The organism is Pseudomonas sp. L-22-4S-12 (assembly GCF_009799935.1).
Lineage (GTDB): Bacteria > Pseudomonadota > Gammaproteobacteria > Pseudomonadales > Pseudomonadaceae > Aquipseudomonas.
The window spans coordinates 18,589-39,212 of sequence record NZ_WELL01000001.1 but is presented as its reverse complement, the minus strand read 5'-3'; the positions used below and the strand labels follow the sequence as shown (position 1 = coordinate 39,212).

Here is a 20,624-nt window from a genome sequence, read left to right as displayed (position 1 = left end):
CGCAGGGGCGGCCGAAGCGCCGAACGGCATGGGCCGGTCGCCGCGCCGCCTCAGGCGGGCTCTTCCTGCACCTGGCGCTGGTGCTGCGGCGCCAGCAGGCACAGGGTTGCGCCCAGGCCGAGGGTGGCCGCCGCGGCGAACAGGGCCGGCGCCAGGCCGCGGTCCAGCTGCAGCAGGCCGGCGGCGACCAGCGGCCCGGCGATCTGCCCGGCCCCGTAGGCGGCGGTCATGCTCGCCAGCAGGTTGTAGCTCACCTGCGCGGCCCAGGCGCGGGCCGCCGGCATGGCGATGGTCACCGTGCCCATGAAAGTGCCGCCGACCAGCAGCGCGCTGAGCAGGCAGGCCCAGGGCGCCTGGCTGAGTGCCGGCAGGACCACGCCCAGCGCCTGCAGCAGCAGGTTCAGGCTCAGGCTGTGGCGCGTGCCCAGGCGCCGGTGCAGGGCGTGCCAGAGGAAGCAGGACGGCATCGCGCCGAGGCCGAAGGCCGCCCACACCTGCAGCGGGCCGAGGCCGGCGAGACGGCCCTGCAGCAACAGCGGCAGGTAGGTGGCGGTGACGATGTAGCCGAAGCCGGCCAGGCCGTAGACCAGCACCAGGCGCCGCGGCGGCAGCCGGTCGGCGGGGCGCTCGCCGCTCGCCCGGCTGGCTGTGCCGCAGCCGCGTGCCGGCGGCCGGCGCAGCAGGGCCCAGGCCGGCAGGCACAGCAGCAGGCCGCTGGCGGCCAGCAGCCACCACAGGGCCTGGCTGCGCAGGCCGAGGGCCTGGCCGCCGGCCAGCAGCTCGGCGGACAGCAGGATGCCCAGGCCGACCCCGGCGAACAGCAGCGGCGCGGCACGCGGCTCGGCATGCCGTTGCAGCAGCCAGAGCGAGGCGCCGACCAGGGCCAGGGCGCTGCACAGGCCGGCGCCGAAGCGTACGCCGATCAGCGCGGCCGGTTGTTGCAGGCTGCCCATCAGGGCCAGGCCCAGCAGGGTGCCGGCGCCGGCCAGCAGGCACAGGCGGGCGGCCTGTTCATCGCGGGCGCGGGTCAGCAGCAGGGCGCCGAGCAGGTAGCCGGCGTAGTTGGCCGCGGCGGCCAGGGAGCCGCTCTGCAGGTCGAGCAGGCCGTCGTCCAGCATCAGCGGATACAGCCCGGTGAAGGCGAAGCGGCCGAAGCCCATGCCGACCGCCAGCAGCAGGGCGGCGGCCAGTGCGGCGCGGTTCATGCCCGGGCGCTGTGCAGCAAATCGCGCCAGCGCTCGAAGGCGGCACTGCGGTAGCCGCTGCGCCAGACCAGTAGGGTGTCCAGGCTCAGCAGCGGCACGCACTGCAGCGCCGGCGGCTCGCGCAGCAGGTCGAGCAGCGAGCGCGGCAGGACGCCGACGCAGGCGCCGGCGGCCACGCAGGCGAGAATCGCGTGGTAGGAGCCGACTTCCTGCACGCGCACGGCCGGCCCGGCGCTGTTCAGCCAGCTCTGGGCGATCTGCCGGTAGCTGCAGCCCAGGCCGAAGCCGGCCAGGGTGCGCAGGCGCACATCCTGCGGGCCACGCACGGGCGGGTGGGCGACCGGCAGCACCAGCAGCAGCTCCTCGGCAAATACCGCCTCGGCCTCCAGCCCGGCGGGCAGCGCCTCGGCGTGCCACTGCCCGGCGGCGAAGGTGCGTGGCTGGGCGATCAGCGCGCAATCCAGGCGCCGCGCCAGCACCCCGTCGAGCAGCGGCTGGCTGGGCCCGGTGCTGACTTCCAGGCTGACCTGCGGGTGCTCGCGGTGGAACTGCGCCAGCGGGGCCGGCAGGCGGCTGGCCGCGCTGCTTTCCATGCTGCCCAGGCGCAGGCTGCCGCTCGGCTGCTGCGGGTGCATGGCCTGGCGGGCTTCGTCGGCCAGGGCCAGCAGCTGCTCGGCGTAGGCGAGAAACGCGTGGCCCTGCTCGGTCAGGGTCATGCGCTTGCCTTCGCGCAGGAACAGCGCCACGCCGAGGTCGTCCTCCAGCTGGCGGATGCGCGTGGTCACGTTGGACTGCACGCGCTGCAGGCGCTGGGCGGCGCGGGTGATGCTCTGCTCCAGGGCGACCGTGCGGAAAATGCTCAGCGTCGAGAGATCCATGGGCTTCTATTAATCTCTAAAAAAGAATAATGTTTTACCAAGCATCTCTTTTAGAGATTTGTTGGTCAAGCCTGGAGGTCCACCGCGGCCTCCGCCGCCAGGGAGCAAGCCCATGCAACAGTCCGTCACGCAGTGGCTCGGTATCGAGCAGCCGATCATCCAGGCGCCGATGCTGGGCGTGTCCACCCCGCAACTGGCGGCCGCCGTGTCGAATGGCGGCGGCCTGGGTTCGATCAGCGTGGCGGCCAGCACGGTGGAGCAGGCCCGCGCGCAGATCGCCGAGGTCCGAGCGCTGACCGCCCGGCCGTTCAACGTCAATCTGTTCTGCCATCGGCCGATGGCCAGCAGCCCGGCGGCGCAGGCCCGCTGGCTGGAGCATCTGCGCCCCTTCTTCGCCGAGTTCGGCGCCACGCCACCGAGCGAATTGCGCGACATCTACCCAAGCTTCGTCGCCGACCCGGCCATGCAGGCCATGCTGCTGGAAGAGCGCCCGGCGGTGGTCAGCTTTCACTTCGGTCTGCCCGAGGCGGCCTGGATCGCCGCCTTGCAACAGACCGGGATTCGCGTGCTGGCCTGCGTCACCAGCCTGGCCGAGGCCGAGCTGGCGCAGGCGGCGGGGGTCGACGGGCTGGTGGCGCAGGGCGTCGAGGCCGGCGGCCACCGCGGCCTGTTCCGGCCGGAACAGGGCGACCCGGGCATCGGCACCCTGGCCCTGGTGCGCCTGCTGGTGCAGCAGGCCGCGCTGCCGGTGATCGCCGCCGGCGGCATCATGGATGGCGCCGGGATCAGGGCCGCCCTGGCCCTCGGCGCCGCCGCGGTGCAGATGGGCACGGCCTTTGTCCTGTGCCCGGAATCCGCGGCCAACGCCGCCTATCGCGCGGCGCTGAAGGGCGAGCGGGCCTACCGCACGCAGATCACCACGGCCATGTCCGGGCGCCCGGCGCGCGGCCTGCCCAACCGCGTCTTCAGCGAGATCGGTAGCCCCGGCGCGCCGGCCTTGCCCGGCTACCCCTACACCTACGATGCGACCAAGGCGCTGCAGGCCGTCGCCGCAGCCCAGGGCAGCCACGACTTCGCCGCCCAGTGGGCCGGCCAGGGTGCGCCGCTGGCCCGCGAGCTGCCGGCGGCCGAGCTGCTGGCGGTGCTGGTGGCGGAGATGCAGGCCTGACGGCAAAAGGCCCGGGTGGATCATCCCCCCCGGGCCTCAGGCAACCCTCGGACCCGTCAGCCGGGCTGCTGGCTGCGGTACTCGGTGGTGGTCATGCCGGCGTAGCCCCAGTTATCGGTATCGACTTCCTCGATGACGATATGGGTCAGTTCCGGGCGCTTGTTCAGCACCCGTTGCAGGGTTTCGGTGATTTCGGCGATGACCTGGGCTTTCTGCTCGCGGCTGACGCCGTCCTTGGTGATGCGGACGCTGACGAAGGGCATGCTGTGGTTCCTCGTGGGTGATGATTAGGGACTTACCAGGTGCCGCTGCTCATGCCGCCGTCCACCGCCAGCACGGCGCCGGAGGTGAAGGTCGCCTGGCTGAGATAGAGCACGGCCTCGGCGATTTCGCTGGCGCGGCCGATGCGCCCGGCCGGTTGCAGGCTATTGAGGAAGGCGTGCTGCTCGGCGCTGTACATCGGCGTGTCGACGATGCCCGGCGCCACCGCGTTGACCTGGATATTGTGCGGCGACAGCTCCAGGGCCAGGGCTCGGGTGGCCTGGTTGAGTCCGCCCTTGAGCAGTACCGGCAGGGTGGCCGGCACCTTGATGCTGGGCTGCAGGGCGATGCTGGCGGTGATGTTGACGATATGCCCGCTGCGCCGCGGGATCATGTGCGCGGCCACCGCCTGGGAGGTGTAGACCACGCCCTTGAGGTTGGTGCTGATCAGCGCGTCGATCTCCTCCAGCGAGTAGTCGGTGAACGGCTTGGCGTTGAAGATTCCGGCGTTGTTGACCAGCACGTCGACCTGGCCGAAGCGCTGCACGGCGGCGTCGACCAGCTGGCGCGCGGTAGCCGGCTCGCCGATGTCGCCGGCCACGCCGAGAAAGCGTTCGGGCGTTCCAGTTGCACGGCGGCCTGCTCCAGGCGCGCGGCGTTGCGCGCATTGCCGACCACGTTGTAGCCGTGGTCGAGGAAGGCGCGGGCAATGGCCAGGCCGATGCCGCTGGAGGCGCCGGTGATGATCACTGTTTTCGTAGGGCTGCTGGGCATGGTCTCGTTCTCTCGCAGGGAAGTCGGAAGTCCGCAGGGCCGGTTTCAAGCACCGCGTCCTGTTGCGAGACACTGTATTCATGCTTAAGAAGCTGATAAATCTGCTGCCAATCACTTCACTTGATACCTGGTGTAACTAATCCATGAAGCGTAGCTTCGACGAGGTGCAGCTCGGCAGCATCGAACTGTTCTGCCTGGCGGCCGAGCTGGGCGGGTTCACGGCGGCGGCCCAGGTCGCCGGGGTGACGCCGGCGGCGGTCAGCCGTTCGGTGGCACGCCTGGAGGCGCGTCTGGGCGTGCGCCTGTTCGTCCGCACTACCCGGAGTATCCGTCTGACCGAGGGCGGGCGTGGCTACTTCGAGCAGTGCCGGCAGGCGCTGAGCCAGCTGATCGAAGCCGAGCGCCAGGTCAGCGGGCAACAGCTGGAGGCGGCCGGCACGCTGCGCATCAGCCTGCCCACCACCTACGGCCATCATCGCGTGCTGCCGCTGCTGCCGGCGTTCCGCCAGCGCTATCCGGGGGTGAAGGTGGAAGTGCACCTGAGCAACCGCAATGTCGACTTCGTCGAGGAAGGCTACGACTTGGCCATCCGCGTGCGCGCCCAGCCTGACTCGGGGCTGATCGCCCGGCCGCTGGAGGACGCGGCGCTGGTGGTGGTGGCGACGCCGGCCTATCTGCAGCAGGCCGGTACGCCGCAGAACCTGGATGAGCTGGCACAGCACGAGTGCATCCAGTTCGAGCTGCCCAGCAGCGGGCGGCGGATTTCCTGGCTGTTCCACGAGCAGGGCCGCGAGCGGGAGCTCTGCACCGCGGGCAGCTACTGCTGCGCCGACGATGTGCTCGGCGGTGTGACCCTGGCGCGCAGCGGCGCCGGGCTGTTCCAGACCTACCGTTTCATTGTCGAACGCGAGCTGGCCAGTGGCGAGCTGGTGGAAGTGCTGCAGCCGTTCTCCGGGCGCTCGCGGCCGTTCACCTTGCTCTATCCCCACGGCCGCCATGTGCCGATCCGCGTGCGGGTATTCGTCGAGTTCATTCTGCAGGCCGCACACCAGTGGCGCGGCGCCTGATGAGCGGGCAATGGCTATGTACCAGTTCCGTGTTGCACAGGCCATCGAGCGTTAGCGGGAGCGGATTTATCCGCGATAAACAGGTCGCTCGGCGAAGGCCCTGATCGCGAATGAATTCGCTCCCACGAACAGCCAGAGCAGCCGCCGCGAGCGTTTGAGCCAAACAACAGCGCGGCGTAGCAACGCGTAACAGGTACATAGCCATAAAAAAACCGCCCCGGAGGGCGGTTCTTTCACAGCAGCAGCGAGTTACAGACCGTTGGCGGCCTTGAACTCGCGGCGGCGGCGGTGCAGCACCGGCTCGGTGTAGCCGTTCGGCTGCTTGGTGCCTTCGACCACCAGTTCCAGGGCGGCCTGGAAGGCGATGTTGCTGTCGAAGTTAGGCGCCAGCGGACGGTACAGCGGGTCGTTGGCGTTCTGACGGTCAACCACCGGCGCCATGCGCTTGAGGCTGGCGACGATCTGCTCTTCAGTAACGATGCCGTGGCGCAGCCAGTTGGCCAGCAGCTGGCTGGAGATACGCAGGGTGGCGCGGTCTTCCATCAGGCCGACGTCGTTGATGTCCGGCACCTTGGAGCAGCCGACGCCCTGGTCGATCCAGCGCACCACGTAACCGAGGATGCCCTGGGAGTTGTTGTCCAGTTCGTTCTGGATCTCTTCCGGGGTCCAGTTGGTGTTCGGTGCCAGCGGGATGCTCAGGATGTCGTCGATGGAGGCGCGCTCGCGCTTGGCCAGTTCGGCCTGGCGGGCGAACACGTCGACCTTGTGGTAGTGCAGGGCGTGCAGCGCGGCGGCGGTCGGTGACGGCACCCAGGCGGTGTTGGCACCGGCCAGCGGGTGGGCGATCTTCTGCTCGAGCATGCCGGCCATCAGGTCGGGCATGGCCCACATGCCTTTGCCGATCTGGGCGCGCCCTTGCAGGCCGGTGGCCAGGCCGATGTCGACGTTCCAGTTCTCGTAGGCGGCGATCCACTTCTCGCTCTTCATGGCGGCCTTGCGCACTACGGCGCCGGCTTCCATGGAGGTGTGGATTTCGTCACCGGTACGGTCGAGGAAGCCGGTGTTGATGAACACCACGCGCTCGCTGGCGGCCTTGATGCAGGCTTTCAGGTTGACGGTGGTGCGGCGTTCTTCGTCCATGATGCCGACTTTCAGGGTGTTGCGCGGCAGGCCGAGAACGTCTTCGACGCGACCGAAAATCTCGGTGGTGAAGGCGACTTCTTCCGGGCCGTGCATCTTCGGCTTAACGATGTACACCGAGCCGGTGCGGGTGTTCTTGCGGCTGGTGTTGCCGTTCAGGTTGTGCACCGCGATCAGGCTGGTGAACAGGGCGTCCTGGATGCCTTCCGGAATCTCGTTGCCCTGGGCATCGAGGATCGCCGGGTTGGTCATCAGGTGACCGACGTTGCGCACGAACAGCAGGCTGCGCCCGTGCAGGGTCAGCTCGCTACCGTCGGCCTTGGTGTAGACGCGGTCCGGGTTCATGGTGCGGGTGAAGGTGGTGCCACCCTTGGCCACTTCTTCCGCCAGGTCGCCCTTCATCAGGCCCAACCAGTTGCGGTAGACGATGACCTTGTCATCGGCATCGACGGCGGCGACGGAGTCTTCGCAGTCCATGATGGTGGTCAGTGCGGCTTCCATCAGCACGTCTTTGACGCCGGCGGCATCGGTCTGGCCGACCGGGCTGGAGGCATCGATCTGGATTTCGAAGTGCAGGCCGTTGTGTTTGAGCAGTACGGCTTTCGGCGCGGCAGCGTCGCCCTGAAAGGCGATGAACTGGGCGGCGTTCTTCAGGCCGGTGCTGCTGCCGTTCTTCAGGCTCACGGCCAGTTGGCCGTTCTTCACTACATAAGCAGTGGCGTCGACGTGGGAAGCGCCTTCCAGCGGCGCGGCTTCGTCGAGGAAGGCGCGGGCGAAGGCGATGACCTTGTCACCACGCACCTTGTTGTAGCCCTTGCCTTTCTCGGCGCCGTTTTCTTCGCTAATCACGTCGGTGCCGTACAGCGCGTCGTACAGCGAACCCCAGCGGGCGTTGGAGGCGTTCAGGGCGAAACGCGCGTTCATCACCGGCACGACCAGCTGCGGGCCGGCCAGACGGGCGATTTCTTCGTCGACGTTCTGCGTGGTGGCCTGGAAGTCAGCCGGTTCCGGCAGCAGGTAGCCGATTTCCTGGAGGAAGGCTTTGTACGCGGCAGCGTCATGCGCCTGGCCGGCACGGCCTTGATGCCAGGCGTCGATCTTGACCTGGAAGTCATCACGCTTGGCGAGCAGGGCGCGGTTTTTCGGGGCCAGATCGTTGATCACGGCTTCGGCGCCAGCCCAGAACTTGTCGGCAGCGATGCCGGTACCGGGGATGGCTTCATTGTTGATGAAGTCGTAAAGGGCTTTGGCGACCTGCAGGCCACCGACTTGAACGCGCTCAGTCATTGCTTGCCTCACTTGATTCCAGACAGCTCTAAATCCGGGCCGGACGGCCATGTAGTACGAGCCGCGGGATACTACATGACTCGCGGGAAAAAATCAGTCACAGCCTGTCAGCGCCTGCCGGGCGGCTGCGGCCCGCGTCTATACTGCGGACATCCATCAAGGAAGGGAGAGGCCGATGACTGTCGTGCGTGCTGGGGTCAATGATCTGGATGAGCTGGTCGGCCTGTTCGGCGCTTATCTGCAGTTTTACCAGGTGCCGCGGGCACCGGGCGAGATCGCCAAGTTTCTCGGCGGGCGCCTGCAACAGGGCGACTCGACGCTGTTCATCGCCCGCGACGAGCAGGGTGCGGCGCAGGGCTTCGTCCAGCTCTACCCGCTGTTCGCCTCGCTGAGCATGGCCCCGGCCTGGCTGCTCAGTGATCTCTACGTGGCCCCGCAGGCGCGCCGCCAGGGCGTGGCCGAGGCACTGATGAATGCCGCCCGGGCCCACGCCGAGGCGAACGGGGCCTGCGGCCTGCAACTGGAAACGGCGAAAACCAACCTGGCCGGCCAGGCGCTCTACGAGAAACTCGGCTACGTGCGTGACGAGCTGTTCTATACCTACTGGCTGGGCCTGCCTGGCCAGGGTGTTTGAGCTATATCCCAGACAATGACGAAGAGGCTTGCCATGGATCATCTGGTACTCACCGTAATCGCCCCGGACCAACCGGGCCTGGTCGAACGCATCGCCCAGTGCATCGCCGCCCATGGCGGCAACTGGCTGGAGAGCCGCATGTCGCGCATGGCCGGGCAGTTCGCCGGGATCCTGCGGGTGGCCGTGCCGGCGGAAGGCTATGACGAACTGGTCGAGGGCCTGCAGGGCCTCGGCGCCTACGGCATCCGCGTGCTGCTGGCGGAAAGCGGCATCGAGCCGTCCTGCACCTGGAAGCCGATCCTGCTCGATCTGGTCGGCAACGACCGCCCCGGCATCGTCCGCGACATCACCCGCCTGCTCGCCGAGCAGGGCGTCAACCTGGAAAGCCTGACCACCGAGGTCAAGCCGGCGCCGATGAGCAGCGAGCCGCTGTTCCACGCCGAAGCGCTGCTGGCGGTGCCGCTGACGTTGTCCCTCGACCTGTTGCGCGACAAGCTGGAAAACCTCGCCGACGACCTGATGGTGGAGCTGAACCTGCGCACCGAGACCTGATATCCCCGGATCACGGGGATGGTGCTGTGGATAAACTGGGGAGCCCCGGCGCACCGGCTAGTGCCCCGGGGCTTTTCGTTGAGTGGCTAAAAAATCGACAATTTTCGCCGGTTGTGCACAAAGCGCGGGGATGCTTCTGTGGATAAGCTCGGGATGCCTGGCGCCAGGCCAGGGGCGCCGTGGCCTGGCGCCGATTGGCTGATTTCTGCGCAATCGTCTGGAGCCCTGCCACCAGCGGGCGCCGGCACCTGCCAGGCGGCCGATATCCCCGAAAACCGTGGATGATTCTGTGTACAAGCTGGGAGGCTAGTGCGCCAGGCCACGGCCTGCCTGGCCTGGCCGGCTGTGTTCAGAAAACCACCAGGGCGCGGTGGCTTGTGCACAAATGCCGGGGATGCTTCTGTGGATAAGCTCGGGGCAGCTGCCGGCAGGCCCCGGCCGCCATGGCCTGGCGGGCGCTGGTTGATTTCTGTGCAGGGGGCTTGATGGCGCTGTTTGGCGCAGCTCCACCCGGCCAAAGTGGTCAGGGCTGCGGCTGGCGGGACGGTGGATATCCCCGATCCGTGGGGAAAGAACTGTGGATAAGCTGGGGAGTCGCGTTGCCCGCCCTAGTCTCGCCAGGGCTGCCGGGGATCGGCTGAAAAACGAGCAGATTCAACGGCTTGTGCACAAACGCCGGGGATGCTTCTGTGGATAAGCTCGGGATGGGCGGCTGCGCGCCAGGCGTGGCGCAGCCTGTGGCTGGCTGGTTGTTTTCTGTACAGGATCAAGGTTTGCCCACAAGCAGGTACTGTTAGACGGTGGCATGCATACACTGCAGGCCTGTATGACTACCGGCATCTAACAGTAAACGTCGATGTGTTGCGTGGATTTTGGCAGGAGTGGTTTGCCCCGATCATCTTGGCGGCAGTCTTGGGCATCTCGGAGTGGAGTCGTTAGGTTTGGTCATTTGCGAGTCAACCCACCGCTTATCACCTTTGCAACATGCAATCGGACCATTGGCTATTTCTGCGCCGGCAGGCTCTTGTCCAGCCAGCCGCGAATGCGCCGGTACAGCTGCTCCTGTTCGGCATTCGGGTTGCCCGGCAGGGCCTTGAGGGCGATCTGGCTGTAGGCCTCGTGCCTGAGGCGCTTGCTGGCATGCAGGCGGCGCGTGGCGGCGCTGCGGTCGCCGGCCTGGTCCTTGTAGTAGAAGTCGCCGGTCGGCAGCAGCAGGCCGGGCAGCAATTCGTCCAGCGCCGGGGTCAGGCCGCTCGGCTGCACGGCGGCGGCGCTGAGCAGGTGCCTGACCTGGGGCGGCTTCTGCTCGGCGAGGAAGCGGGCGGCCCAGTAGGCGCCGTCGCCATGGCCGAGGAGGACGATGGCCGGTGCCTGTTGCTGTTCGGCGAAGGCGATGGCGGCCTGGATGCGGGCGAAGATCCGTACGGCCGGATCGACGGCCGGCGCGGCCGGGGTTTCGTTCGAAGCGCCATCGGTGGCGGGGGCATCGGCCACGGCGCCGGTCGGGTCGGCCGGGGCGTCCACCGCGGCAGCGTCGGGCGCGGGTGCGGTGACGCTCACGGTCGTCATGGGCGCGGGCAGTTGCGGCAGATCCGGCAGGGTCAGGCTCAGGCTGCTCCAGCCGGCATCCGGCAACTTGTTGCGCAGCGGGCCGATGGCCTGCGGCCAGTCCGCGCTTTCGCCGCTGGCCGGGACCAGGATCACCACGCCGCTGGCCTCGGCCACGTTGGCCGGCTTCCACAGGGCCAGGAAGGTCTCGTCGGCCGCTTGCAGCTGCTGCTGTTCGCCGGCGGGCAACTGGCGTTGCAGGGCGCTTTGCCCTTCGACGCTGCGTTCGGCCAGGGGCGGGCGCTCGCCTGCGGCGCTATCCGCTGCCGCGCCGTCGGCTGCGGGGGCGGTGCTGCTGGCGGGGGGGCTTTCCTCGGCAGGCGCGGCCTGGGCCAGCGTCAGGCTCAGGCCGAGGGTTAGGGCGATAAGTGTCGGGTGCAGGGCGTTGGGCATCTCAGGGTTCTGAATGGCGGAGGGTCTCCGCAGCCTAAGCGTTGCCCCGCGATTTGTCAGGTGTCGCTTGCCTGGCGGGGGCGCGGCAGGAGTAAGGTATGGCGATCGACGATTCGAGACGGGCGGTGATGGGCGCATGAGGCGAGTGTTTGGCGGTTTGTGGCTGTTGCTGTTGCCGACCCTGCTGTGGGCCATTCCGGTCACTACCCCGTTGCCGCTGGACGAGGGCCAGCGGGCCTGGCTGGCTGAGCACCCGCGCCTGCGCGTCGGCGTGGTGCTGCAGGCGCCCTATGCCGAATTCCAGCGGCGCCAGCAGCAACTGACCGGGCTCAATGTCGAGCTGGTCGAGGCGCTGGCCAAGAGTCTGCCGGTGGAGTTCAGCTGGCGCAGCTACCCCGATCAGCAGGCCCTCGAAGATGCCCTGCGCGCCGGCAAGATCGACCTCGCCCCCGGCCTCAGCCAGACTCCCGCCGGCCTGCGCCAGTGGCTGTATTCCGATCCCTACCTGCGCATTCCGCACCTGCTGGTGGGCGAGCGCCTGGGCACCGTGGCGGTGGAGTTGGAGCAACTCGGCGCCAGCGATGTGATCGCCGTGCGCACCCCCAGCGCGGTGGTCGACTACCTGCGCAGCAACTACTTCAACCTCAACCTGCTGGCCCGCCCGTCCGACCGCCAGGCCCTGCAGGCGGTGCTGGAGCAGCAGGCGCGCTTCGCCGTGATCGACCAGGCGCAGCTCAGCCGCCTGAGCCAGGAAAGCGAGTTCACCCCCCTGCTGGTGGTCGGCGATGTCGGCCTGCCGCAGCTGCTGCGCATCGGCACCCGGCGCGACTGGCCGCAGCTGGCGGGGATCATCGATGAGGCCCTGCGTGCCCTGCCGGCGCAGACCCTGGAGCAGCTGCAGGGGCGCTGGCTGACCGCGCAGAAGCCGGGCCTCGGTGATTCGCCGCGCTTCTGGCGCAACCTCAGCCTGCTGTGCGCCACGTTGCTGCTGATCAGCCTGGCCCTGCTCGCAGTGGTGCGCCGCCAGCGCTCGCGCCTGGAGCAGCATCTGCTGGAGGCGCGTCAGGTGCTGGCCCGGCGCGAGGCGGCGGAGGAAGCGCTGCGCCTGACCCAGTTCTCCAGCGACCACAGCACGGTGGGCATCCTCTGGGTCAACTGGGACAGCCGCGTGCGCTATGCCAACCGGGCGGCGGCGCAAATGCTCGGCTACCGCAGCGAGGCGCTGGTCGAGCAGCCGCTGGAGCTGATCGAACCGCAGCTGAGCATGGACCGCTGGCTCAACCTGTGGCGCCGGGTGCGCTCGCGCGACGAGGCGGCGCTGAGCTTCGAGAGCAACTGCGTACGCGCCGATGGCAGCCTGATGCCGGCGGATGTGTCGCTGAGCTTCCTGCGCTTTCGCGAGGCCGAGTACCTGGTGGTGTACCTCACCGATGTCACCGAGCGCCGCCGCGCCCGGGCCGCCCTGGAGGAGAGCGAGGCGCGCCTGAAGGGCATCGCCAGCAACGTGCCGGGCCTGGTGTTCCGCCTGGAGCGCCCGCTGCCCGGCGCGCCGCTGGACTTTGCCTATATCAGCGAGGGCAGCGAGCAGCTGGTCGGCTATCCGCCGGCGCAGATCAAGGCGGCCGACTTCGGTATCCGCAGCCTGGTCCACCCGGACGACCGCGCGCGCTATCACGCCACCCAGGATGCCGCCATCGCGGCAGCCGGCGACTGGCAGTGGCAGGGGCGCATTCTCACCCGCGACGGCCGCGTGCGCTGGGCCGACATCAAGGCCCGCGCGCGCCGCCTGGAGGGCGAACACGTGGTGTGGGACGGCATGGTCTGGGACATCAGCGAGAACAAGCAGATCGAGCTGCAGCTGGCCGAGTCACGCGCCCAGTTGCGCGATCTGTCGGCGCACCTGGAGAGCGTGCGCGAGGAGGAGAAGGCGCGCATCGCCCGCGAGGTGCACGACGAACTGGGCCAGGTGCTCACCGTGCTCAAGCTGGAAACCTCGATGTGCGAACTGGCCTATGGCGAGCTGGATGCCGGCCTGCGCGAGCGCCTGGAGAGCATGAAGAAGCTGATTGCCAACCTGTTCCAGCTGGTGCGCGACGTGGCCACTGCCCTGCGCCCGCCGATCCTGGATGCCGGCATCGCCTCGGCCATCGAGTGGCAGGCGCGGCGCTTCGAGGCGCGCAGCGGCATCCCCTGCCTGGTGCAGGTGCCCGAGCAGCAGTTGCCGGCGCTGTCCGACGCCAAGGCCATCGGCCTGTTCCGCGTGCTGCAGGAGGCGCTGACCAACGTGCTGCGCCATGCCCAGGCGCACACGGTGGAAATCGGCCTGGAAGTGCAGGGCGGCGAGCTGTGCCTGAGCGTCAGTGACGATGGTCGGGGTTTCGACCCGCAGGCGGCGCGCGCACAATCTTTCGGCCTGGTCGGCATGCGCGAGCGGGTGCTGATGCTCGGCGGTACATTGCACATCGACAGCCAGCCGGGCGAGGGCACCACCCTCAGCGTGCGGGTGGCGCTGGATGATCAAGAGGAAGTCGCGTGATTCGAGTACTGGTAGCCGAAGACCACACCATCGTCCGCGAGGGCATCAAGCAGCTGATCGGTCTGGCCAAGGACCTGCAGGTGGTCGGCGAGGCCTGCAACGGCGAGCAGCTGCTGGAGGCGCTGCGCCACACGCCCTGCGAAGTGGTGCTGCTGGATATCTCCATGCCCGGGGTCAACGGCCTGGAGGCGATCCCGCGGATTCGCGCGCTGAACAATCCGCCGGCGGTGCTGGTGCTGTCCATGCACGACGAGGCGCAGATGGCCGCCCGCGCGCTGAAGATCGGTGCGGCCGGCTATGCGACCAAGGACAGCGACCCGGCGCTGCTGCTCACCGCCATTCGCAAGGTCGCCGCCGGCGGGCGCTATATCGACCCGGACCTGGCCGACCGCATGGTCTTCGAGGTCGGCCTGACCGATTCGCGACCGCCCCATGCGCAGTTGTCCGAACGCGAGTTCTCGGTGTTCGAGCGCCTGGTGCAGGGCGAGGGGGTCAACGAGATCGCCCTGCACCTGTCGATCAGCAGCAAGACCGTCAGCACCCACAAGGCGCGCCTGATGCAGAAGCTCGGCAGCCATTCGGTGGCGGACCTGGTGAAGTATGCGATGGAGCACAAGCTGGTCTGATCTGGGCGGTGTGGGAGCGAATTCATTCGCGATCGGGGCTGTGCGCAGTGGCCTGCTTATCGCGGATAAATCCGCTCCCACAAAAGCCTTTCGTGTAGGGCGATCCCTACAGCACGCTTTCCTCTAGCCTTATAGCAATCAGTCATACCGCCCGATTTGCGTGGCGCCCCCGCCTCTCTAGTCTTTAGCCATGGCAGACAAGAACACAGGTGTGGTGATGGCCGAGAATGCTTCCAACGATGTACTGGTCAGTTTTCGTGGCGTGCAGAAGAGCTACGACGGCGAGAACCTGATCGTCAAAGACCTCAACCTGGATATTCGCAAAGGCGAATTCCTCACCCTGCTCGGCCCCTCAGGCTCGGGCAAGACCACCAGCCTGATGATGCTGGCCGGCTTCGAGACGCCCACCGCCGGCGAGATCCTGCTCGGTGGCCGGGCGATCAACAACGTGCCGCCGCACAAGCGCGACATCGGCATGGTGTTCCAGAACTACGCGCTGTTCCCGCACATGACGGTGGCCGAGAACCTGGCCTTCCCGCTCAGTGTGCGCGGCATGAACAAGACCGACTGCAGCGAGCGGGTCAAGCGCGCGCTGTCGATGGTGCAGCTCGACAAGTTCCGCAACCGCTACCCGGCGCAGCTCTCCGGCGGCCAGCAGCAGCGCGTGGCGCTGGCCCGTGCGCTGGTGTTCGAGCCGCAGCTGGTGTTGATGGACGAGCCGCTCGGCGCGCTGGACAAGCAGCTGCGCGAGCACATGCAGATGGAGATCAAGCACATCCACCAGCGCCTGGGCGTGACCGTGGTCTACGTGACCCACGACCAGGGCGAGGCGCTGACCATGTCCGACCGGGTGGCGGTGTTCCACCAGGGCGAGATCCAGCAGATCGCCCCGCCGCGCGACCTCTACGAGGCGCCGAAGAACACCTTCGTGGCCAACTTCATCGGCGAGAACAACCGCATCAGCGGCCAGCTGCTCAGCCACGACGGCGAGCGCTGCGTGGTCGGCCTGAGCCGCGGCGAGAAGGTCGAGGCGCTGGCGGTCAACGTCGGTGCGCCCGGCGAGCCGGTGACCCTGTCGATCCGCCCCGAGCGCGTGCGCCTCAACGGCGCCAGCGAGCAGTGCGCCAACCGCTTCTCCGGGCGGGTGGTGGAGTTCATCTACCTGGGCGACCACGTGCGCATCCGCATGGAGGTGTGTGGCAAGCCCGATTTCTTCGTCAAGCAGCCGATCGCCGAGCTCGATCCCGCCATGGGCGTGGGCGATGTGGTGCCGCTTGGCTGGCATGTGGAACACGTTCGCGCGCTCGACCCGCTGACTGCGGAGTGAGTCGCTCCCAAGAGCCTTTTTACGATCTAGCGAGCTAGAGCGAGACAAGGCAAAAGCAGCCGAGGAAGCGGAGTTTACGAGTTGTAAATGAGCATTCCGAGGCGGTTTTTAACGCGGGATCGCCGACGCGCAGCAGATTGTAAATAGGCTCTTACCAACCCAGCACCGTGGAGAAAACAACAATGAGCAAACTGCACAGCAACCTTCGCCTCGGCGCCCTGGCCCTCGGCCTGGCCTGCGCCGGCCAGGCGGCCGCCGCCGATCTGACGGTGATTTCCTTCGGTGGCGCCAACAAGGAGGCGCAGACCAAGGCCTTCTACCAGCCCTGGGAAGCGGCCGGCAAAGGCAAGGTGATCGCCGGCGAGTACAACGGCGAGATGGCCAAGGTCAAAGCCATGGTCGACACCAACAGCGTGTCGTGGAACCTGGTGGAAGTGGAATCGCCGGAACTGGCGCGCGGCTGTGACGAAGGCCTGTTCGAGGAACTCGACCCGGCCCTGTTCGGCGATGCCGCCAACTACATCGACGGCGCCGTGCAGCCATGCGGCGTGGGCTTCTTCGTGTGGTCCACGGTGCTCGCCTACAACGCCGACAAGCTGGCTGCAGCGCCGACCGGCTGGGCCGATTTCTGGGACGTGAAGAAATTCCCCGGCAAGCGCGGCCTGCGCAAGGGCGCCAAGTACACCCTGGAATTCGCCCTGATGGCCGACGGCGTGGCGGCGAAAGACGTCTACACCGTGCTCGCCACCCAGGAAGGCCAGGACCGCGCGTTCAAGAAACTCGACGAGATCAAGCCGCACATCCAGTGGTGGGAAGCCGGCGCCCAGCCGCCGCAGTTCCTCGCCTCCGGCGACGTGGTCATGAGCTCCGCCTACAACGGCCGCATCGCCGCCGTGCAGAAGGAAAGCAATCTGAAGGTGGTGTGGAACGGCGGCGTCTACGACTTCGACTCCTGGGCCATCCCGAAAGGTGCCAAGGACCTCGACGCGGCCAAGGCCTTCGCCGCCTTCACCGTGCAGCCTGAGCAGCAGAAGGTCTACTCGTCGAACATCGCCTACGGCCCGGCCAACAAGAATGCCGTGGAGCTGCTCGACAAGACCCTGCTGGCGGACATGCCGACCACCCCGGAAAACATCGCCGGCCAGGTCGCCATGAACGTGGCCTTCTGGGCCGACTTCGGCGAGCAGCTGGAACAGCGCTTCAACGCCTGGGCCGCCAAGTAAGTTGCTAACACCCCCTCTCCTGCGGGAGAGGGTCTGGGGATGAGGGCTGGCGCCTGGGGCGCACCCTCATCTCTTTTTTCCTGCCGCCTCGCGCGGCCAGATTTAGCGGAGCTAGCAATGGCTGAAACCGTCTCCCTCACCGAATTCGCCGGGCTCACCCTGAAGCAGAAGCTGGCGCGTGCCGAGCGGATCAACCGCCTCAAGGCGCAGGGCCTGATCCTGCCACTGCTGGTGTTCCTCGTGGTGGTGTTCATCCTGCCGATCGGCATCCTGCTGTACAAGAGCGTGGAAAACCCCGAAGTGGTGCGCAGCCTGCCGCGTACCGTGGAGGCGATCGCCGCCTGGGATGGCCGTGGCCTGCCGGAAGAGGCGGCCTACAAGGCCCTCAGCCTGGACCTGGCCGAGGCGCGCAAGCAGCAGACCATCGGTGACCTGTCCAAACGCCTGAACATGGAACTGGCCGGCTACCGCAGCCTGATGGCCAAGACCGGCCGTGCGCTGCCGTTCAAGCAGGAGCCCGCCTCCTACAAGGATGCCCTGGAAACCCTCGACGAGCGCTGGGGCGACCCGGCCTACTGGCAGGTGATCCGCCGCAACGACAGCGTCTTCACCTCCTACTACCTGCTGGCGGCCCTCGATCATCGCATCGACGACCTCGGCGAGCTGGCTCCGGCCACCCCGGATCAGGCCATCTACCTGGACATCTTCGCCCGCACCTTCTGGATGAGCCTGGTGATCACCGCCATCTGCCTGGTGCTGGCCTACCCGCTGGCCTACCTGCTGGCCAACCTGCCGACCCGTACCAGCAACCTGCTGATGATTCTGGTGCTGCTGCCGTTCTGGACCTCGATCCTGGTGCGGGTGGCGGCGTGGATCGTGCTGCTGCAGTCGGGCGGCTTGATCAACGGCGCGCTGATGGCCATGGGCATCATCGACGAGCCGCTGCAACTGGTGTTCAACCGCACCGGGGTCTACGTGGCGATGGTGCACATCATGCTGCCGTTCATGATCCTGCCGATCTACAGCGTGATGAAGGGCATCTCGCCGAGCTACATGCGTGCCGCCATCTCGCTGGGCTGCCACCCCTTCGCCAGCTTCTGGCGGGTGTACTTCCCGCAGACCCTGGCCGGCGTCGGCGCCGGTAGCCTGCTGGTGTTCATCCTGTCGATCGGCTACTACATCACCCCGGCCCTGCTAGGCAGCCCGAGCGACCAGATGATCAGCTACTTCGTCGCCTTCTACACCAACACTACCATCAACTGGGGCATGGCCACGGCCCTCGGCGGCCTGCTGTTGCTGGCCACCATGCTGCTCTACGTGGTGTACAGCTGGCTGGTGGGCGCTAGCCGCCTGCGTCTGGGTTGATCAGGAGAACATCGAGATGCTGAGTCCCTACAAATCGCCGATCGAACGTGCCTGGTTCTGGGCCCACCGCAGCCTGTGCGCGCTGGTGCTGCTGTTCCTGATCCTGCCGGTGCTGGTGATCATTCCGTTGTCGTTCAACTCCGGCAGCTTCCTGGTCTACCCGCTGCAGGGCTTCTCCCTGCGCTGGTACGAGGATTTCTTCACCTCGGCCGAGTGGATGCGCTCGCTGACCAACAGCATGATCGTCGCCCCCGCGGCCACCGTGCTGGCCATGGTCTTCGGCACCCTGGCGTCGATCGGCCTGACCCGTGGCGAGTTCCGCGGCAAGGCCCTGGTGATGAGCCTGGTGATCTCGCCGATGGTGGCGCCGGTGGTCATCGTCGGTGTCGCCAGCTACCTGTTCTTCGCCCCCATGGGCTTCGGCAACAGCTATCTGGGGCTGATCCTGGTGCACGCGGTGCTCGGTGTGCCGTTCGTCATCATCACCGTGTCGGCGACCCTGCAGGGCTTCAACTACAACCTGGTGCGCGCCGCGGCCAGCCTCGGCGCCTCGCCGCTGACGACGTTCCGCCGGGTGACCCTGCCGCTGATCGCCCCCGGGGTGATTTCCGGTGCGCTGTTCGCCTTTGCCACCTCGTTCGACGAAGTGGTGGTGACCCTGTTCCTCGCCGGCCCGGAGCAGGCCACCCTGCCACGGCAGATGTTCAGCGGCATCCGCGAGAACCTGTCGCCGACCATCGCCGCCGCGGCGACCCTGCTGATCGGCTTCTCCATCGTCATGCTGCTGACCCTGGAGTGGCTGCGCGGGCGCAGCGAGAAGATGCGTACCGCCAATCCGGGTTGAGTGACGCAGGTTGGGTTGCGGCGCGTAGCGCCGAAGCCCAGCGGCGGAGTTGCCTGCTGGCACGCCTGTCGGGCTTCGCTGCGCTCAACCCAACCTACGCTCAACCGCAACCTGCACCTGTACAGCCACGGCCTGACATACGACAACTGCCTCGGCCGGCGAGTCAGGCTACAATCGCGCCACCGTGATTCAGCCCTGAGGCCGCCATGCAATCCTTCGCCATCGCCCCGTCGATTCTCTCCGCCGATTTCGCCCGCCTGGGCGAGGAAGTCGACAAGGTCCTCGCCGCCGGCGCCGACATCGTCCACTTCGACGTGATGGACAACCACTACGTGCCCAACCTGACCATCGGCCCGATGGTCTGCGCGGCGCTGCGCAAGTACGGCATCACTGCGCCGATCGACGCGCACCTGATGGTCAAGCCGGTGGATCGCATCATCGGCGACTTCATCGAGGCTGGCGCCAGCTACATCACCTTCCACCCGGAAGCTTCCGAGCACATCGACCGCTCCCTGCAGCTGATCCGCGACGGCGGCTGCAAGGCCGGCCTGGTGTTCAACCCGGCCACTCCGCTGGATGCGCTCAAGTACGTGATGGACAAGGTCGACATGATCCTGCTGATGAGCGTCAACCCCGGCTTCGGCGGGCAGAAGTTCATCCCCGGCACCCTGGACAAGCTGAAAGAGGCGCGCGCGCTGATCGACGCCAGCGGTCGCCAGATCCGCCTGGAGATCGACGGCGGGGTCAACGTGCAGAACATCGGCGCCATCGCCGCGGCCGGTGCCGATACCTTCGTCGCCGGCTCGGCGATCTTCAACCAGCCGGACTACAAGACCGTGATCGACGCCATGCGCGCCGAGCTGGCCCAGGTGCGTGGGTGACCCTGCTCCACGGCTTGTTCGACGGCAAGCTGCCGCGCCTGGTGATGTTCGACCTGGACGGCACCCTGGTCGACTCGGTGCCGGACCTGGCCGCCGCCGTCGACCAGATGCTGCACGGCCTCGGCCGCCCGGCCGCGGGCATCGAGCGGGTGCGCGACTGGGTCGGTAACGGCGCGCGGGTGCTGGTGCGCCGCGCCCTGGCCGGCGACATCGAACACGCCGGCGTCGGCGAGGCCGAGACCGCGCAGGCGCTGGAGCTGTTCAACCAGGCCTATGCCGGCAGCCATCAGCTCAGCAGCGTCTACCCGGGCGTCATCGCCAGCCTCAAGTGGCTGAAGAAGCAGGGCGTGGAGCTGGCGCTGATCACCAACAAGCCGGAGCGCTTCGTCGCCCCGCTGCTGGACGAGATGAAGCTGGGCCGCTACTTCCGCTGGATCATCGGCGGCGACACTCTGCCGCAGCAGAAGCCGGACCCGGCAGCGCTGCTGCATGTGCTGCGTCTGGCCGGCATCGGCGCCCACGAGGCGCTGTTTATCGGCGACTCGCGCAACGACGTGCTGGCCGCCCGCGCCGCCGGCGTACCCTGCGTGGCGCTGAGCTATGGCTACAACCACGGCCGGCCGATTGCCGAGGAGGGCCCGGCGGCGGTGCTCGACGATCTGCGCCAGCTGCTGCCCGACGGTTGCTTCGCGGCGGACGCTAGGCTAATGTCGGCTAATCCTTCCGCACACCCGCAGCCAAGAGATCGCACCGTGGTGGCTCCCCGCAAACACTGGCTCGGCCGAGCCAACATGAAGATCCTCAAGGCCCTGGCCCGTTGGCGCTGGCGCGCCTGATCGAGTGTGGCCGGCTTGC

General features: G+C 67.5%; 17 protein-coding genes and 1 pseudogene. 12 read left to right on the top strand and 6 right to left on the bottom strand.

The annotated features are described in order from the left end of the window. Window positions 1-50 precede the first annotated feature (50 nt). Together F3I16_RS00185 and F3I16_RS00180 are read right to left on the bottom strand one after the other, a co-directional pair. Complete coding sequence (locus F3I16_RS00185) at window positions 51-1,205, bottom strand: YbfB/YjiJ family MFS transporter (RefSeq protein ID WP_160491787.1); 1,155 nt, start codon at window positions 1,203-1,205, stop codon at window positions 51-53. Further along, window positions 1,202-2,083, bottom strand: coding sequence for a LysR family transcriptional regulator (locus tag F3I16_RS00180; protein ID WP_160491786.1), 882 nt, complete (start codon window positions 2,081-2,083; stop codon window positions 1,202-1,204). Before F3I16_RS00180 ends, F3I16_RS00185 begins: the two co-directional genes overlap by 4 nt. 112 nt (window positions 2,084-2,195) lie before the next feature. On the opposite strand from F3I16_RS00180, the gene F3I16_RS00175 reads away from it, so the two are divergent. Further along, window positions 2,196-3,251: a nitronate monooxygenase family protein gene (locus F3I16_RS00175; RefSeq protein WP_160491785.1), complete on the top strand. Its 1,056-nt coding sequence runs from the start codon at window positions 2,196-2,198 to the stop codon at window positions 3,249-3,251. Window positions 3,252-3,307: 56 nt separating this feature from the next. On the opposite strand, the gene F3I16_RS00170 is transcribed toward F3I16_RS00175, so the two are convergent. Beyond that, window positions 3,308-3,514 carry a 4-oxalocrotonate tautomerase family protein gene (locus F3I16_RS00170; RefSeq protein ID WP_160491784.1) on the bottom strand — a complete coding sequence of 69 codons (207 nt, stop codon included), beginning with the start codon at window positions 3,512-3,514 and terminating at the stop codon, window positions 3,308-3,310. 32 nt (window positions 3,515-3,546) lie between these two features. Next, window positions 3,547-4,286: pseudogene (locus F3I16_RS00165) on the bottom strand (SDR family NAD(P)-dependent oxidoreductase). Window positions 4,287-4,429: 143 nt separating this feature from the next. On the opposite strand from F3I16_RS00165, the gene F3I16_RS00160 reads away from it, so the two are divergent. Continuing rightward, a complete protein-coding gene (locus F3I16_RS00160; RefSeq protein WP_160491783.1) occupies window positions 4,430-5,353 on the top strand; it encodes a LysR family transcriptional regulator in 924 nt (307 codons plus the stop codon). A 249-nt stretch (window positions 5,354-5,602) separates the two neighbouring features. Here F3I16_RS00160 and F3I16_RS00155 read toward each other — a convergent pair whose 3' ends face one another. Beyond that, the gene (locus tag F3I16_RS00155; RefSeq protein ID WP_160491782.1) at window positions 5,603-7,780 is read right to left on the bottom strand and encodes a malate synthase G; all 2,178 of its coding nucleotides are present in this window, start codon (window positions 7,778-7,780) and stop codon (window positions 5,603-5,605) included. 175 nt (window positions 7,781-7,955) lie between these two features. On the opposite strand from F3I16_RS00155, the gene F3I16_RS00150 reads away from it, so the two are divergent. Both F3I16_RS00150 and F3I16_RS00145 read left to right on the top strand, forming a co-directional pair. Next, on the top strand, window positions 7,956-8,414 hold the full coding sequence (locus F3I16_RS00150) for an N-acetyltransferase (protein ID WP_160491781.1): 459 nt from the start codon (window positions 7,956-7,958) through the stop codon (window positions 8,412-8,414). Between the two features lie 33 nt (window positions 8,415-8,447). Then, window positions 8,448-8,966 (top strand): glycine cleavage system protein R, encoded by a 519-nt coding sequence (locus tag F3I16_RS00145; protein ID WP_160491780.1) that lies wholly within the window; start codon window positions 8,448-8,450, stop codon window positions 8,964-8,966. Between the two features lie 1,002 nt (window positions 8,967-9,968). Here the strand turns inward: F3I16_RS00145 and F3I16_RS00140 are convergent. Beyond that, complete coding sequence (locus F3I16_RS00140; RefSeq protein ID WP_160491779.1) at window positions 9,969-10,967, bottom strand: alpha/beta hydrolase family protein; 999 nt, start codon at window positions 10,965-10,967, stop codon at window positions 9,969-9,971. A gap of 136 nt (window positions 10,968-11,103) precedes the next feature. Between F3I16_RS00140 and F3I16_RS00135 the strand changes: the two genes are divergently transcribed. From F3I16_RS00135 to F3I16_RS00100, 8 genes are all read left to right on the top strand, one after another. Continuing rightward, entirely contained in the window at window positions 11,104-13,503 is a 2,400-nt protein-coding gene (locus tag F3I16_RS00135) for a PAS domain S-box protein (RefSeq protein WP_160491778.1), read from the top strand. Further along, window positions 13,500-14,129, top strand: coding sequence for a response regulator transcription factor (locus tag F3I16_RS00130; protein ID WP_160491777.1), 630 nt, complete (start codon window positions 13,500-13,502; stop codon window positions 14,127-14,129). The genes F3I16_RS00135 and F3I16_RS00130 overlap by 4 nt, the downstream gene beginning before the upstream one ends. Before the next feature lie 217 nt (window positions 14,130-14,346). Continuing rightward, window positions 14,347-15,456: an ABC transporter ATP-binding protein gene (locus F3I16_RS00125; RefSeq protein ID WP_160491776.1), complete on the top strand. Its 1,110-nt coding sequence runs from the start codon at window positions 14,347-14,349 to the stop codon at window positions 15,454-15,456. A gap of 182 nt (window positions 15,457-15,638) precedes the next feature. After that, window positions 15,639-16,679 (top strand): ABC transporter substrate-binding protein, encoded by a 1,041-nt coding sequence (locus tag F3I16_RS00120; protein WP_160491775.1) that lies wholly within the window; start codon window positions 15,639-15,641, stop codon window positions 16,677-16,679. A gap of 117 nt (window positions 16,680-16,796) precedes the next feature. After that, window positions 16,797-18,044: an ABC transporter permease gene (locus F3I16_RS00115; protein ID WP_160491774.1), complete on the top strand. Its 1,248-nt coding sequence runs from the start codon at window positions 16,797-16,799 to the stop codon at window positions 18,042-18,044. A 16-nt stretch (window positions 18,045-18,060) separates the two neighbouring features. After that, window positions 18,061-18,888, top strand: coding sequence for an ABC transporter permease (locus tag F3I16_RS00110; protein WP_160491773.1), 828 nt, complete (start codon window positions 18,061-18,063; stop codon window positions 18,886-18,888). A 206-nt stretch (window positions 18,889-19,094) separates the two neighbouring features. Then, on the top strand, window positions 19,095-19,769 hold the full coding sequence (rpe, locus tag F3I16_RS00105; protein WP_160491772.1) for a ribulose-phosphate 3-epimerase: 675 nt from the start codon (window positions 19,095-19,097) through the stop codon (window positions 19,767-19,769). A 44-nt stretch (window positions 19,770-19,813) separates the two neighbouring features. Further along, window positions 19,814-20,605, top strand: coding sequence for a phosphoglycolate phosphatase (locus F3I16_RS00100; RefSeq protein WP_178116642.1), 792 nt, complete (start codon window positions 19,814-19,816; stop codon window positions 20,603-20,605). The last annotated feature ends 19 nt before the right edge of the window (window positions 20,606-20,624 follow it).

What these genes read in the sequence shown, in the direction of transcription:
- F3I16_RS00180 (WP_160491786.1), bottom strand. Translation starts at nt 2,083, where the DNA reads ATGGATCTCTCGACGCTGAGCATTTTCCGCACGGTCGCCCTGGAGCAG.
- F3I16_RS00185 (WP_160491787.1), bottom strand. Translation starts at nt 1,205, where the DNA reads ATGAACCGCGCCGCACTGGCCGCCGCCCTGCTGCTGGCGGTCGGCATG.
- rpe (WP_160491772.1), top strand. Translation starts at nt 19,095, where the DNA reads ATGCAATCCTTCGCCATCGCCCCGTCGATTCTCTCCGCCGATTTCGCC.
- F3I16_RS00125 (WP_160491776.1), top strand. Translation starts at nt 14,347, where the DNA reads ATGGCCGAGAATGCTTCCAACGATGTACTGGTCAGTTTTCGTGGCGTG.
- F3I16_RS00155 (WP_160491782.1), bottom strand. Translation starts at nt 7,780, where the DNA reads ATGACTGAGCGCGTTCAAGTCGGTGGCCTGCAGGTCGCCAAAGCCCTT.
- F3I16_RS00170 (WP_160491784.1), bottom strand. Translation starts at nt 3,514, where the DNA reads ATGCCCTTCGTCAGCGTCCGCATCACCAAGGACGGCGTCAGCCGCGAG.
- F3I16_RS00150 (WP_160491781.1), top strand. Translation starts at nt 7,956, where the DNA reads ATGACTGTCGTGCGTGCTGGGGTCAATGATCTGGATGAGCTGGTCGGC.
- F3I16_RS00120 (WP_160491775.1), top strand. Translation starts at nt 15,639, where the DNA reads ATGAGCAAACTGCACAGCAACCTTCGCCTCGGCGCCCTGGCCCTCGGC.
- F3I16_RS00175 (WP_160491785.1), top strand. Translation starts at nt 2,196, where the DNA reads ATGCAACAGTCCGTCACGCAGTGGCTCGGTATCGAGCAGCCGATCATC.
- F3I16_RS00140 (WP_160491779.1), bottom strand. Translation starts at nt 10,967, where the DNA reads ATGCCCAACGCCCTGCACCCGACACTTATCGCCCTAACCCTCGGCCTG.
- F3I16_RS00115 (WP_160491774.1), top strand. Translation starts at nt 16,797, where the DNA reads ATGGCTGAAACCGTCTCCCTCACCGAATTCGCCGGGCTCACCCTGAAG.
- F3I16_RS00110 (WP_160491773.1), top strand. Translation starts at nt 18,061, where the DNA reads ATGCTGAGTCCCTACAAATCGCCGATCGAACGTGCCTGGTTCTGGGCC.
- F3I16_RS00160 (WP_160491783.1), top strand. Translation starts at nt 4,430, where the DNA reads ATGAAGCGTAGCTTCGACGAGGTGCAGCTCGGCAGCATCGAACTGTTC.
- F3I16_RS00135 (WP_160491778.1), top strand. Translation starts at nt 11,104, where the DNA reads ATGAGGCGAGTGTTTGGCGGTTTGTGGCTGTTGCTGTTGCCGACCCTG.
- F3I16_RS00145 (WP_160491780.1), top strand. Translation starts at nt 8,448, where the DNA reads ATGGATCATCTGGTACTCACCGTAATCGCCCCGGACCAACCGGGCCTG.
- F3I16_RS00100 (WP_178116642.1), top strand. Translation starts at nt 19,814, where the DNA reads ATGTTCGACCTGGACGGCACCCTGGTCGACTCGGTGCCGGACCTGGCC.